This window comes from Salinimonas iocasae, from assembly GCF_006228385.1.
GTDB lineage: Bacteria > Pseudomonadota > Gammaproteobacteria > Enterobacterales > Alteromonadaceae > Alteromonas > Alteromonas iocasae.
In genome coordinates, this window is record NZ_CP039853.1 from 234,184 (window position 1) to 247,323 (window position 13,140).

Annotated in this window: 13 protein-coding genes and 1 pseudogene; 8 read left to right on the forward strand and 6 right to left on the reverse strand. The window is 43.8% G+C overall.

Annotated features, from left to right (window positions below; all coding sequences use genetic code 11):
* Positions 1-558 precede the first annotated feature (558 nt).
* From FBQ74_RS18380 to FBQ74_RS18395, 4 genes and pseudogenes are all read left to right on the forward strand, one after another.
* Complete coding sequence (locus tag FBQ74_RS18380; protein ID WP_117316872.1) at positions 559-1,194, forward strand: recombinase family protein; 636 nt, start codon at positions 559-561, stop codon at positions 1,192-1,194.
* A 22-nt stretch (positions 1,195-1,216) separates the two neighbouring features.
* Entirely contained in the window at positions 1,217-2,851 is a 1,635-nt protein-coding gene (locus FBQ74_RS18385; protein WP_117318717.1) for a DDE-type integrase/transposase/recombinase, read from the forward strand.
* Entirely contained in the window at positions 2,841-3,812 is a 972-nt protein-coding gene (locus tag FBQ74_RS18390; protein ID WP_139758180.1) for an ExeA family protein, read from the forward strand. The genes FBQ74_RS18385 and FBQ74_RS18390 overlap by 11 nt, the downstream gene beginning before the upstream one ends.
* Positions 3,813-3,949: 137 nt before the next feature.
* A pseudogene (locus FBQ74_RS18395) lies at positions 3,950-4,471 on the forward strand (IS3 family transposase); the annotation flags it as partial.
* Positions 4,472-4,689: 218 nt separating this feature from the next.
* On the opposite strand, the gene FBQ74_RS18400 reads toward FBQ74_RS18395, so the two are convergent.
* Both FBQ74_RS18400 and FBQ74_RS18405 read right to left on the reverse strand, forming a co-directional pair.
* Positions 4,690-6,003: a type II toxin-antitoxin system HipA family toxin gene (locus FBQ74_RS18400; protein ID WP_139758181.1), complete on the reverse strand. Its 1,314-nt coding sequence runs from the start codon at positions 6,001-6,003 to the stop codon at positions 4,690-4,692.
* Positions 6,003-6,245, reverse strand: coding sequence for a helix-turn-helix domain-containing protein (locus FBQ74_RS18405; RefSeq protein WP_139758182.1), 243 nt, complete (start codon positions 6,243-6,245; stop codon positions 6,003-6,005). Before FBQ74_RS18405 ends, FBQ74_RS18400 begins: the two co-directional genes overlap by 1 nt.
* 874 nt (positions 6,246-7,119) lie before the next feature.
* Between FBQ74_RS18405 and FBQ74_RS18410 the strand changes: the two genes are divergently transcribed.
* Positions 7,120-8,100, forward strand: a complete 981-nt coding sequence (locus FBQ74_RS18410) for a hypothetical protein (protein ID WP_139758183.1) — start codon at positions 7,120-7,122, stop codon at positions 8,098-8,100.
* Positions 8,101-8,172: 72 nt separating this feature from the next.
* Positions 8,173-9,054 (forward strand): DNA replication terminus site-binding protein, encoded by an 882-nt coding sequence (locus FBQ74_RS18415; protein WP_139758184.1) that lies wholly within the window; start codon positions 8,173-8,175, stop codon positions 9,052-9,054.
* A gap of 21 nt (positions 9,055-9,075) precedes the next feature.
* Here FBQ74_RS18415 and FBQ74_RS19030 read toward each other — a convergent pair whose 3' ends face one another.
* From FBQ74_RS19030 to FBQ74_RS18430, 4 genes are all read right to left on the reverse strand, one after another.
* Positions 9,076-9,237 carry a hypothetical protein gene (locus FBQ74_RS19030; protein WP_168190729.1) on the reverse strand — a complete coding sequence of 54 codons (162 nt, stop codon included), beginning with the start codon at positions 9,235-9,237 and terminating at the stop codon, positions 9,076-9,078.
* A 145-nt stretch (positions 9,238-9,382) separates the two neighbouring features.
* Complete coding sequence (locus FBQ74_RS18420) at positions 9,383-10,252, reverse strand: hypothetical protein (protein ID WP_139758185.1); 870 nt, start codon at positions 10,250-10,252, stop codon at positions 9,383-9,385.
* Between the two features lie 118 nt (positions 10,253-10,370).
* Positions 10,371-10,961: a hypothetical protein gene (locus FBQ74_RS19210; RefSeq protein WP_232372038.1), complete on the reverse strand. Its 591-nt coding sequence runs from the start codon at positions 10,959-10,961 to the stop codon at positions 10,371-10,373.
* Between the two features lie 373 nt (positions 10,962-11,334).
* The gene (locus FBQ74_RS18430) at positions 11,335-11,556 is read right to left on the reverse strand and encodes a hypothetical protein (protein ID WP_139758186.1); all 222 of its coding nucleotides are present in this window, start codon (positions 11,554-11,556) and stop codon (positions 11,335-11,337) included.
* Positions 11,557-11,930: 374 nt separating this feature from the next.
* Here FBQ74_RS18430 and FBQ74_RS18435 point away from each other — a divergent pair, with 374 nt between their 5' ends.
* Together FBQ74_RS18435 and FBQ74_RS18440 are read left to right on the forward strand one after the other, a co-directional pair.
* Positions 11,931-12,530 carry an outer membrane beta-barrel protein gene (locus FBQ74_RS18435; RefSeq protein WP_139758187.1) on the forward strand — a complete coding sequence of 200 codons (600 nt, stop codon included), beginning with the start codon at positions 11,931-11,933 and terminating at the stop codon, positions 12,528-12,530.
* 208 nt (positions 12,531-12,738) lie between these two features.
* Positions 12,739-13,134 (forward strand): H-NS histone family protein, encoded by a 396-nt coding sequence (locus tag FBQ74_RS18440; RefSeq protein ID WP_139758188.1) that lies wholly within the window; start codon positions 12,739-12,741, stop codon positions 13,132-13,134.
* The last annotated feature ends 6 nt before the right edge of the window (positions 13,135-13,140 follow it).

The following is a 13,140-nucleotide window of genomic DNA, read 5'->3' on the forward strand; positions in this document are numbered from 1 at the left end:
GGAGCGCAGAAGACACATCTAGCGCAAGAGTTTCTTCATTGCGCTCTCAATATTGAGAAACACCTTTCATTAGTCCAGTATATTGGCTCGTATGGGTGACATTGAGGTCAGTTCATGCTTCTTAAGTACCGTATATTTTTGATATTATCCGCTAGAACCCTTCTTTCAGCAGAGGTCATTTTTTTGCTCGATTTTAGTTGAGGTTTCGGACCCTAAGAACCCACTGTATTCTTCCGATTCTGCTCGTATTTACTGAGGATTTAATCTCATTACTGATGCTAATCAGGTTCGACTGCTTGTTGCCACTGTATTAAAAACTCCTTTATGACTTCCTCATCTACTTGAATTAACAAAGACATGCTCACCAGGTAGTAGTATCCCATTGGCTTGGGGCTACTTGCATACCATTATTTATTTGGAAACTGCTGAGGAATCAAAAATATCTGGTGCAATTAAAGTATACCCTTAACGCACTTTCAATTATTTAGTGCATTAATTCAAAAAATAAACCTATAATGCACTCACATTAAGACACCATTGTAAAACGCACTGAAATCTATGTTTCGAGTTTATGGGTACCTAAGAGCTTCAACCGAAGAGCAAGATGCAACCAGAGCTAAAGCTGAATTAGAAAAATTTACCGAACAATTAGGGTTCGGCGTTGCTCACTGGTTTATTGAAAATGAATCCGGCGCAAAATTACAACGGCCTGAACTTTTTAGGTTACTGGATATCGCCATGCCTGGTGACGTTTTATTAGTTGAGCAAATAGACAGGCTAAGCCGACTCAAAAGTGAAGATTGGGAACAGTTGAAGCGGCTGATTAACGATAAGAATATTCGTATTGTTTCACTTGATTTGCCGTCCAGTTTCGCATTGATGCGCAACGCTGATGAATTCACTGAACGCATTCTCTCTTCAATTAACTCAATGATGCTTGATTTCCTTGCTGCCTTTGCCAGAAAAAATTACGAAGAGCGACGCAGGATGCAAGCGCAAGGGGTCGCCAAAGCCAAAATAGAGGGGAAGTATAAAGGCCGTCGCGAAGACAAAGACTTGCATAGTAGGATATTGCAACTTCTCGATGATGGACGTAGTTATAACTTCATTGAAAGGACAATAAGTTGCTCTAGGCACACTATTTCTAAAGTTAGCAAACGCCGTAAGGCAGCACTTGAAGAAGAGGTTCTGTAACTGTGCCATGAAAGCCAAACGGATTGCGCCAGAGGTACTTTTAGATCTGTCTTCACGGATGGAGCTATTCCCTGCGCGTTCCGATGAGCGCAAAAACATTGTTAAATCAGCATGTGATTTATATGGTGTTTCCAAAAGCACTCTTTATCGGCAACTACGTTCTGTAAACAAGCCCAAACCACTGAAGCGCACAGATTCAGGCAAATCAAGAGTCATTCCTATATCTGAGATGGAGAAGTATTGCGAGATTATTGCCGCGTTAAAAATTCGCACCACCAACAAGAATGGACGGCATATCTCTACGAATGTTGCTATTGATTTGCTGGAAAGTACGGGTGTTGATTCAGAATACGGTTTTATCAAGCTAGAAAAAGGTAAGCTCAGCAAAACAACCGTTAACAGGTATCTAGCGCAATTTGGGTTAGACAAACGCAACCTTATTAAAAACTCGCCGGCCGTCAGGTTTCAGGCTAGACACAGCAACGAGTGCTGGCAATTTGATTTAAGCCCTTCTGACTTAAAAAGTGTAGACGAACCGCTTTGGTATGACGAATCTAAAGGTCTGCCTATTTTAATGCTTTACTCTGTCGTTGATGATAGAAGCGGCGTTTGTTATCAGGAATACCGAAATGTTCACGGTGAAGACGCAGGTAACGCGCTGCGCTTCCTTTTTAATGCCATGTCCCCCAAGTCAGACCCAGATCTGCCCTTCCAAGGGATCCCACACATGATTTACATGGACAACGGGCCAATTGCACGAAGTCGGGTGTTTCAGTCTGTGATGAAGTACTTAGGCATTGATGTGAAGATACATATGCCAGATAGCAAGGATAAACGGCGAAAAACTGCTAGATCAAAAGGTAAAGTAGAAAGGGCCTTTCGCACAGTAAAAGAATGCCACGAGGTCCTTTATCACTTGCGAGAGCCAAAGAACGAAGTCGAAGCTAATCAGATGTTGAGCGATTATCTGAAGAAATATAACGACCATCAACATCGAGCAGAGCCACATTCTCGGATGGAGGACTGGCTTCAGAATATCGACGGTGCTGTTAGACAAATGTGCAGCTGGGAGCGTTTTTCATCTTTCGCACGCGAACCTGAAAAACGGAAAGTAGGTATTGATGCCAGAATTCCCGTTGACGGCAGTGTATATGAGGTAGATCCCGACCTCGCAGGTGAACAAGTCGTACTTTGGTGGGGCCTGTTTGACGACGAATTGTATGTTGAACATGATGGACAACGATACGGTGCTTATTTCCCGATCAGTGGTCCAATTCCGTTGTACCGATATCGTAAGTTTAAACAAACCAAAACAGAGAAGCGGCTTGGAAAACTCGAAACGCTAGCAAAGTCACTTAAATTACCGGACTCTGAAAACGATGAGAATCACCAAGTTATTTTGTCAATGAAGAACGTAGTTGAGCCAGTACCAACGCGAGAATTTGATGATCCAGACCCGTTTAACGAAAAGCGGTTTGAAAACATACTGAAAGCCAAGCTTGCCATATCCAAGTATTTAGGTAAACCCTTGACAATACTTGCGCAAGGCGACAGAGATATGATTGATGCTATTTTGTCTGAGTCTTTAGATAAAGAGGCTGTCATGAAATGGATAAAAGAATATTTCCATAATAGGAGTGGAGAACATGCAAATTGAAGTCATGGAACACTTTGGTATAAAGAAGTATTTTCGTGATGCAGACTTCTTTGAAACTGACACGGCCAAAAGGTTATTCAGACAACTCAAAAAGATCATACCTGAAGGCCAGCTCATCGCACTGACTGGTGTTGTCGGTATTGGCAAAACTACCTACCTAGAAAAAATACAAAAACAATTAGCTGCTGAAAAAAATGTGATAGTCGCAAAGTCACTCTCAGTGGAAAAATCCAAGACAAATTTAACCACTTTGATCACAGCGTTGTTTTACGATGTTTCAGGTGATAATGGCTATCGGGTACCAAAGCTTGGCGAAAAGCGCGAGCGAGATTTGCAGGAGCTCATCAAGAAGAGTAAAAAGCCTGTTGTGTTATTTTGTGATGAAGCCCATGACCTGCACCATCGCACACTGACAGGTCTTAAACGCCTAATGGAAGTCATCCATGAGGGCGGCGGCAAGTTATCTATTGTATTGGCGGGCCACCCTAAACTTAAAAATGACCTGAAATCTCCCACAATGGAAGAAGTTGGCTACCGCACGGTTACCATGTCTCTCGATGCCTCGCAGGGTATTTTACGCGACTATATTTACTGGCTCCTGGATAAATGCACCAATGACAATGTAAAACCAAAAGACGTTATTGAAGACCAAGCAGTGGATTATCTAACTGAACATCTCAGTACGCCTCTTCAGGTAGAACAACATCTAACATTAGCCCTAGAAGAAGCTTACAAAGTCGGTATAAAACCTATCAATGTTGACCTTTTGGAGGAAACACTGTCTAGCCGCATAGATGAAATTGAACCGACACTTATCAGGCATGGTTACAATGAGCGCGTCATTGCTGAACAATTCCGCTATCGCCCATCCGAAATAAGAAAATTATTCTCTGGAGGGCTAGAACCAAATAGAGCGAAAGAAATGACAGCTGAAATGCGTGAAGCAGGACTGCCAATTTAGAGTCGATTAAAGGGGGCCCAACCCGATGAAATCGGTCCTAGTATCAATCAATGTGGTTCCATTCTTAATTAAAGTGAGCCAGCCTCATAGGGTAGAATCAATGATTGTGGGCCAGGAAGTGCGGATAAAATCGGGTCAGACAGAATAAGAAGTCAGGTCGCTACAGCTATTGGGTGACTGATTTTACTTACATCCGTACCTACGAAGGCTGGCTATATCTTACTGTGGTTATCGACTTATTCTCGCGGCGCGTCGTTGGATGGACAATGAAAAGTAGCCCCAAAGCTGATTTAGTCATTGATGCTCTGTTGATGGCAGTCTGGCGTCGCCGACCCAAAAAGAAAGTGCTGGTTCATTCAGATCAGGGGATTCAATATACCTCATCTGATTGGCGTTCCTTCCTAAACGAGCACAACCTGGAAGCCAGCATGAGCAGGAAAGACAACTGCCACGACAATGCCGTTGCCGAAAGCTTTTTCTCTTTGCTTAAAAAGGATCGGGTGAAAAGAAAGATCTACTCTACGCGCGCTGAGGCGAGGGCTGAGATATTCGATTACATCGAAGGATTTTACAATCCCAGACGCAATCATGGTACAAATGGAGGGCTTTCTCCAGTCAGATATGAAAAGCAGTATTATCAGCAGCTTGAAGATGTCTAGAAAATTGGGGGCTTACCACATCATAGTACGTCTTTATTCTGCCAAATCATACACTTAGCAGTTCGCAAAAGTGGTAGGTGAAAAGTAATGAAGTTCGTTATATTGAACTACACTGCTTGGTCTAAGGTGCAGACAACCGTGAGCGTTTGGCGGGTCGGAGATTTGCTCTTTCCTGCCATCAATTAAATGACTACCACATCGTGTTTGAGATGTACGACTTAGCTATTCAATAATGCAACGACTTTGCGTTTGCACGCTAGAGCCCCATCAGCTATCGATGTTCCCACCGCCACATCAAAATGTGCGTTTGCCTCTTCGAAGGTTTGTGCAAGTGCTGTTTCAATGTTATCCGTTAAAAACGACAATATGCTAAGAGTGTCGTCTTGGCTCAGGCCTAAGTAAATGCCATGAGCTAACCAATGTCGCGCGGTGATATCATGCCAACGGTAGTGTGTGTTTTTACTATGCACCTTCATCGCCATTTTTATCTTCTGACGCTGAATGTTTCCCTGACCAAAATAAGGATAAGCACTGATCACATCGTAGAACGGCGTCAGCCGGAACCCATCGGCATTAAGCGAAATACTAAAATTTTTCGCGTGGCCGTCGATGGCTGCAAGTAACCAGAAAACAACCTGAGACTGGAAAAAAGCGAGCCTGTCAGCATAAGCATTGGATGAATGGCTAAGTAGATCCATAATTGCTGCTGCCCCGGGACCGCCGTTTTCCTCATATTTCGAGCCGCTGGCCATGCCCAACGCCTGGCAGAAATCTTCCTGCGGCAACCTAAGGATATTATCGCGCTGTAACCGTCTATCAAAGCGTTCAACGACCAGGACTTTTTGATCTTCAAATTGTGCAATCTCAGCCTGTGCAACCGTTATATCCAGATGGCGCATGAAGGCCAGACAAAACCATTCATTGTCTACGCTCGATGACAAATCAATGCGTAGGTTTTCATGGTGTCGAATTGGCGGTTTAAAGATATGGGTGGTCGGGGTTGATTGATGCGGCCGGCACCACGTGTTATTCCACCACGTCAGCGCCGTTTTTTCCTGAGCGCCGGCCAAGGAGATACGAAAATCTTCATCTGAGTTCATTCCCAGCATTTTTTCAAGCCGCGCTTCTCGGATTGTTTCTGCCACCTGGGCTTCTGAAAGTGGCGTCATTGCCAAAGGCGGCATTTCCTCTTCCGGGGGCTGATTCGTGAAGGTTAATGCACCTACACAATCTTTTCCTACTTCGGCGAGCAAATCAAATGGCTTGCTGCTGTTGGCGCCGAGCCGGTCAACCATGTGCTGGCGAATAGCATCGGCATCCGGTAACAGGTTATCAAAATAAGCGTGAACCGCATCGGTTTTTATTTCGGACATCTGCATAGGTAAACTAAGCGATATTGCTCTGCTACCTTCCATGCTCATCCACTCAGGAGCGTATTTAAAGCTCATTCGCCCACTTTTTAGGAATAGCTGCCCTACTACATAGCCGTTCATTGAACAGTAAAGGGTTTGAGTATGTGATTTCCTTCCCATTAGAAAGACAGCGACCGTTTAGTAATAGTATTTTGCGGTAGCTCTACTTTGATATCCAGATTTAATGCCGCGCTAAGTTTAAGTAGCATATCGACCGACATTTTTTCAGGCATGGTTTCACAGTTAGAAATTACGCGTTGATAAACACCGATTTGCTTAGCAAGCTCAGCTTGATTCATTTTTTTGGCTTTACGAGCATCCCTTAACAGTGCACTCAGATCTTTAGGGGTGTTTATTTTCATGGATAACTCTTATCAGATGTTTGTATATTCCATAATATATACATGAAACAGTATAAAATCAAAATATACCATTATATGTATAATGTCTTTTTATACTAAAGGATGTATAAATACGGTTTCCATGCTCTACCCCAACCCCGTCACTACTCGGTAGTGTTGACATTAAGTGATGCAAGAACCTAACTGACACCAAGTAGCGCAAATGACCGGTAGATTTGAAAAACTACCATTGATGACCGGAGTTACCGGCATCTATTTAAGCTACGCCCGTCTTCTGTGTACTATCTGGTGGTCAATCCCCTGACAAACGACCTACATTTCACACAGCGCACGGTTCTCACCGGCACATTTGCAACCAATAGGATACTTTCGCTCCAAGCACCGGTCTTATCAGACAACAAACAGCAATTTTTCCAATGCAATGCAACAACAAAACTCTATAATCAATAATATTACGGCACCATACCCTATAAAACCTAACACATGAACCCACCAAACACCCCCGCACTCTGGCGCCAAACATCAGTGACATACTCTGAACAAACTTGCTCAAATCCGCCCTACCGCACTCCGTCATAGAATCAACTTTACGCACTCCCTACCCGGCCGCCTTTACACCATACCCAACCCCGCTGACACCCTCTCGGGATACCCCGTGCTCTTTTAAAGGGGAGCAAACGCCACCCTGCCCGACAGGCGCGAAGCGCGCGCGTCCGGCAGCTCCGCTGCCGGTAGGTTTTGCAGAAGTGCTAAGAGGTATGGTGCCGTAAAATAATTGGGGTTTGGCCCGTTTCCTCTTGTCACTGATTCGTTTATGATGCCCCGCTCGCTTTATAGTTAGGAACGCCGGCGACATTCGCAAAGGAATAGAGATTTGCCAACACTGACAAAATCAAAACAAGACTGCCCGACCGTTTTCGCCCTAAACGGTACCAGCGAAGATAGTGCATCGTATGCACTGGGATGGACGTTGTTACAGTCATCCCATTTACTGACCACATTGCTTGAATCACTGAACTGCCCGGCCACGCCGGATATTGTTGAAAGAACTGAAATACTTTTACAGGCGCACCATAAAAATGGTGGCTACAGCGACTTAGAATTGCTCTGCGTAGGAGAATTTCATCTTGTTTTCGAAGCTAAGAAGCATTGGAGCCTGCCAGGCAACAAACAACTGCTGCTATATGCATCACGCTTTAATCCTGAACGCACCCCCCTGTGTAAGGTGATCACGGTGAGTGCAGCCAGTGATGATTATGCCGCCCGAAACCTACCAACCACGGTTAATGATTACCCCCTCACTCACATTTCGTGGGGTAAGCTGGCCAGTATGGCGAAAAGAAACAAGTCAGTAAGCGGTTCATCAATTGAAAAGCTTTGGCTTAGCCAATTGCAAAAACACCTCAAAGGATATGATCTTATGACCCCGCCGAACGACAACCAAGCTTATTGCGTAGTGTTATCAACCGACGAACTACGACCCGGGTATACCTGGGTTGATGTCGTTGAAAAAGACAGCGCTTATTTCCATCCGGTAGGCTTAAACGGCTGGCCATCGTCGCCTCCCAACTACATCGCTTTTCGTAAACATGGAAAACTGCTGTCAGTTCACCACATTGACTCCTACAATGTCGTCACTGACTTAAGCACTATCAATCCGAACTGGCCAAATACGACAGTGGATCATTTTGTCTATTCACTCGGGCCCGCCATGGTTCCGCCCAGGGCTATCAAAAACGGAAAAATTTATGCAAGCGGACGGGTATGGTGTGCCCTCGACACCTTATTAAGTGGCGCACACGACACCATCCAGGATGCACGAAACGAGACTAAGCGACGATTGAAGGATGTATAAGTAACTGTTCCCCTGATCGCGGTCAAAAGATATACTGTACATAATAACAGCTTTTGATTGCGAGGAGCAGGCGTGAACTTACTGCAGTTGTACATGACCGATATAGAAAGTGGGCTTAACGAGCTCTGTGAATTGGTTCGCAAGTACGCACAACCGGAGGGGGCCGTTATATTTTCGCTCCCCCGAATCAGTAAAGAGGATGAAGCACGACTCATCGCTGATGATTACGATGCGATACCAGTAACGCCCCTTTATGGCCAATTCGCCATCAATGAGGCTATTCGCGCTTACAAGGATATGTATGTTATCGAGAGTGACATTTCACGTCGTTTTGTCCAAAAGTATCCTGGCCTTATCCCGCTAAGCTGTAGCTGGGGGGAGCTGGCGGCAGCTGTGGACAAAGTTAACCAGGCGAAAATGAACTTTCGTAACGAAGTTCAAAAGTATGATGATGCCGCAGAAAAGTTTTTTGAAGTGCACGACCGGTTTAACTACCTAATCACAACCATGGCTTATCGCCGAATATATGCCTATGAAGGCGATCATAAAGGGTTCTATTTTAACTGGTCTCGCCGCCCCCGGGTTGAAACTCATACCGCATCGCAGTGGATAGAAAAGTTGAATAGCGCTCGTTACACCATCCCTCCTAACCATTCAAAATCATCCTGGAATGCGCTGGTGGATCAGGAGCAGCAATTAATCGCTGATTGCGGTTCAGAGAAGCTCAGCATGCGCAGACCAATCAAGTTACGTCCGGAGTGCTCTGTGCGTGATGCCAATGGCATTATGAAGGGCTACAGCGCCGGCCTGCCTTTCTTATTGGCTGGACACACCGGGAAACAAAATTTCACAGTCCTTCAGGATTACACGCGAAAGCCAGCGCACAAGAGCAGTGCCAAATGGCAGTTGGTCGTAGAGCGGCCAAGGTTGTATAAGGCAAGTACAGGCGCATAACAATCTCTACTATGCGCTTCCTTATCTATCGTCTTTAAAACAACCTTTAACAAATGCGCTTAGCTCATCGAAGGTATAACTTTCAAAAGAATCAGGGTCCTCTTTTAGCTGTCTCAATCTTTCTTGGACGTCAGATATTACAGCTTGATTATAGGAACCTGGGTCAGTTGATTTTTCATCCACGATTCCGCCTCCTTTCTGTTTTTTATTAGAATGAGAGCACAATAAGCGTTAAGAACCGCACCGGTCTCCAGAGCTAAATTGTATACCAATTATCACACAGAGAAAGAGGGGGTCTGCTTTAGACAAACAGCAGACATTCAACGCCTCAAACACCGGCGCAACCTAGTTTCGTCCGAGTGCTTTGATTTGTCAGGCATTTGTCCAGTACATTTAAAGTTTGCTTTACCTTTAATTGAGCTTCGTGAATCCAGCCCCCATCACGGCTCAAATATTCATCAAAACTTCTTAGCAAAGTTATTAGCTCATCGATATTATCTAAACCAACCTTAACTTTATCAGAAGCATCTTTGATTCTACGGGTCGACAGGTTTCCTTTAGGCGGAATCCCCATGTCTAAAAAGTGATACCCATTAACGAGTTCAATTGCAGATAAAACTGCAATATCCATTAGGTGTTGCGGATCAGAATCAACACCAATTTTGCTCCGAAATACTGAAGCGATTCTTGGCTGTAGATACTCGATAAATGAAACATGCTGACTTGATTCATTTTGGTGAGGAGGAGCACCACTTCCATCATCGAATGGCAGAGAGCGAATATACGCGTCTTTAACTAATGACAATGCCATTAGACACTCTTCATCTAAAAACAATTGATGATGATAAAAGAGCTCTTCAAACTCTCTCCGCCCGTTTGAAGGAACAGGTTCATACAACCCTACTTCAGGGTCATAGTGAGACACCCACTCTTTGTTGATTTGGGCCATTTTAGTTATTAATGTTGCAAACGCATCTCTTTGATGATCAAAGAACAGTGAGGTTCGCAGTTGTGAAACCTGATTTTCGTGCTTAATCGCTTCCACTTTTGAATTTAATTCAGTTTTATAGCTTTCTAATTTTTCCGCGTATTCATGTTTAATAGATTGTTTCAGCCTCTCTGAAATCCATCCTTGGGCAAGCCAAACCAAAACCGCACCACTAAAGCCACCAGATAATATGCTGAACAAGTATTCCATTCTGTCTCCTGATGCCTAACGCTAAGCTTTGAGCTTTGGGACGCAGACATGGGCTATAATCGCTGAGCGGCCCCGTGTTCGCGTCCCAGCGACTGAAGGGAGTACCAACAGCGTTATGTTAGTTTGCATTGATACGGCCTTTTTCGTTTAGAGTCTTGATTAATTCTTTAAAAGCGTTTGCACACCTCACGTGAGATGAGGCGTTGTATTGGTTTTCATACTCACGCACGTCGAGTAGAAACAGGTGCATATTATTCCTAATATCCCAAACCCAATTTAAGTCGTCGTGCAATGATTGGGAAACAATCCCCTGACTTAAAAGATACTCAGAACGCTTTTTAAATGAGCGTTGTTTCCCAACTATACCTACTAAATAATCCGAAAGAATTCCTTCAACAAGAGCGCCACCAAGAAAAATAAACATTTTTATTAGCATGTCTTTAGCAGTAGCAGATATATCTGTTCTTACTAAAAGCCACAGAACGCTATCTGTCAGAATTAATGTATAAGAGAGGTTCGCCCTAAGTTCTTTTGACTGTACAAAGCTGAGCCTGTTCCGTTGTTCGCTTGCAGTTCTCAGGTAACCACGGGGAAAACGGACTTTAGCATCTGGGCGATTTTCTCGGCCACAATAATCTTGAATTTCCTGAAGCAAAAGCCCTGCTTTCTTAACGGCAGCTGCTAATTCTTCGTCCGTTTCTATAGTCATCCTTGTTTCCTAAAAACCAACATTTAAATGATGCGGCCCTAAGAACCGCATATTAATTTTTATCATACGAGGCCACCTCCCGCTATCCCTTGCTGAGACTGAGCTGGCATCACATCCTATATATTACGAACCTATTTATATTCGAAGACCGGTTCGCAAATAAATATATCACTATTGGCATTTTACAGCTTTACACCGCCAAGTCATACACTTAGGCGTACGCAAAACAGCTGAGTGTAAAATAAAACGAACAGGTGTCTTGAGGGACAAAAATGAACGGCAGCAATACGTACACAGCAGCCGTTCAAGGGGTTAGGGCTTCAAAATCACAGGATGCGGATAGCAAAATACGTTAATTCTTGTGAAATATCAGTTAGGCACAACTCATACTATCTTTGGGTGTACTACACGACACCAACGATAGCGGGGCAGTTATATCATACGTCCACCCCATCACATCAGCAGGCAATACTTCATACTCGAAAGCGTATTCTGTCAGCCTGAAACAGGCTCCGTCAAAGTAGGCTTTCGTTACAAAAAAAGGTTGGCCAATCATGAGCAAAACTGGTTCGCCCAGTGCAGGAAATTTAGACACTGGAGAGTACACCTTGCTTTCCTTCAAAATAAAAAAGTATAGAGGAAGAGATGGACAGAGAAACTGTACAAAGTAGCAGAATGTAAGAAGCTATATGAGATAAAAGCAGCAATGGTCCGGGCGTCGCTGATTCACCTATGTTTATATTTGACAGATATTGAAAGCAATCTTTAATCTCTGTGTCAATTTGTCAGGCAGTATCCTTTTGTAGAGCAAGCAATATCACAGATGTCAATACTTGTATAAATAAGAAGCGAATTCAGCTTTAAATTCAATTATCCCGATTTATTGTAGTTATTTCCTATATTTTGATATGCATACGCCCTAAAGTGCCCTCGTCGTTATGACTAGTAGTATTTATAAGGAATTATTTAATGAAACGCACTTTAGTTGCAGCTGCAATCGCCACTTTTTCAATGAACGCATTCTCTGCCCAGACTTTCTCTGATGGTCCTGCCTGGGATTTTGTTGAAGCTGGCTATCAAGTTGCTGACGTCGACGACGTCGATGTATTCGAACCATCGGGTTTTGACATTGAAGGCTCTATGCTGGTCGGTGAAAACTTTTTTGTAAACGGTGGGTATCGCAACCTTGATGATGAAGAAATGGGCGTCGAGCTTGAACTGAGCCAATTGAGCCTGGGTGTGGGATATCGTTACGGCATGACAAAAAGCACAGATGTATTTGCAACTGTAAGTTTTGAAAATCTGGATGCTGAAGTAAACTTTGAAGGTGAGAACTTTTTCGCTGGCGATGAAAACGGCTTTGGTGTTGCTATTGGTGTTCGCTCCATGGTTATCGACCAGCTTGAGCTGTCAGCACAGGTTAAGCAAATTGAGTTGGATGAAACATCAAATACCGGTTTTAAAGCTGGAATAAATTATTACTTCACACCTGCATTTGCTATCGGTGCGACCTATGAAGACCGTGATGAATTCTCATTCACCGGTGCGCATGTTCGCTACGCATTTTAATAATTAGCGGGCTTCAGGCCCGCTTTTTTCCTCTCACATTATCTTCACCAACCACCAGCATTTTTTCCCTTTTCCGGCTTATAGTCATTACACTTAGCGCATTTGAACTTTTGCTCATCGCTTCAAAATTAAAAAGTCTTGGATTTATCATGTATTAATGTAAGCATAGCGAAATATATATGCTTATAAGACATTTACGATAATCCTTATGACTGATTTTACCGATACGTTAACCCACCAAAGAAAGCTTCAGGCAGCAACCAACGAACTGACAGTCGAGCAGCTCGAAGACATTCGCACAAAGCTTGAAAACATCATTGAAAAGCGACGCGAGAAGGCAGCGGCACTGGAAGCTGAAAAAGCAGAGAAAAACAATAAGATTGAGAGCGTGCTGGCGCTTCTTCAAGAAGAGGGGCTCTCTCTTGATGATTTGACAGATAGCAATAAACCTTCGAAAAATACCGGCAAGAAACGTCCTATTAAGTATCGCCTGGTTGACCATCAGGGGAAGGAGCATTTGTGGACAGGTATTGGTCGGATGCCAAAGGTTTACAAGCAGGCTTTAGATAACGGTAATCAGCTTGAAGAATACGAAATCAAGTAATAACGA

Excerpts from the sequence above, each read along its gene's own strand:
- FBQ74_RS18380 (WP_117316872.1), top strand. The coding sequence starts at position 559 with ATGTTTCGAGTTTATGGGTACCTAAGAGCTTCAACCGAAGAGCAAGAT.
- FBQ74_RS18390 (WP_139758180.1), top strand. The coding sequence starts at position 2,841 with ATGCAAATTGAAGTCATGGAACACTTTGGTATAAAGAAGTATTTTCGT.
- FBQ74_RS18400 (WP_139758181.1), bottom strand. The coding sequence starts at position 6,003 with ATGGGAAGGAAATCACATACTCAAACCCTTTACTGTTCAATGAACGGC.
- FBQ74_RS18405 (WP_139758182.1), bottom strand. The coding sequence starts at position 6,245 with ATGAAAATAAACACCCCTAAAGATCTGAGTGCACTGTTAAGGGATGCT.
- FBQ74_RS18420 (WP_139758185.1), bottom strand. The coding sequence starts at position 10,252 with ATGGAATACTTGTTCAGCATATTATCTGGTGGCTTTAGTGGTGCGGTT.
- FBQ74_RS19210 (WP_232372038.1), bottom strand. The coding sequence starts at position 10,961 with ATGACTATAGAAACGGACGAAGAATTAGCAGCTGCCGTTAAGAAAGCA.
- FBQ74_RS18435 (WP_139758187.1), top strand. The coding sequence starts at position 11,931 with ATGAAACGCACTTTAGTTGCAGCTGCAATCGCCACTTTTTCAATGAAC.
- FBQ74_RS18440 (WP_139758188.1), top strand. The coding sequence starts at position 12,739 with ATGACTGATTTTACCGATACGTTAACCCACCAAAGAAAGCTTCAGGCA.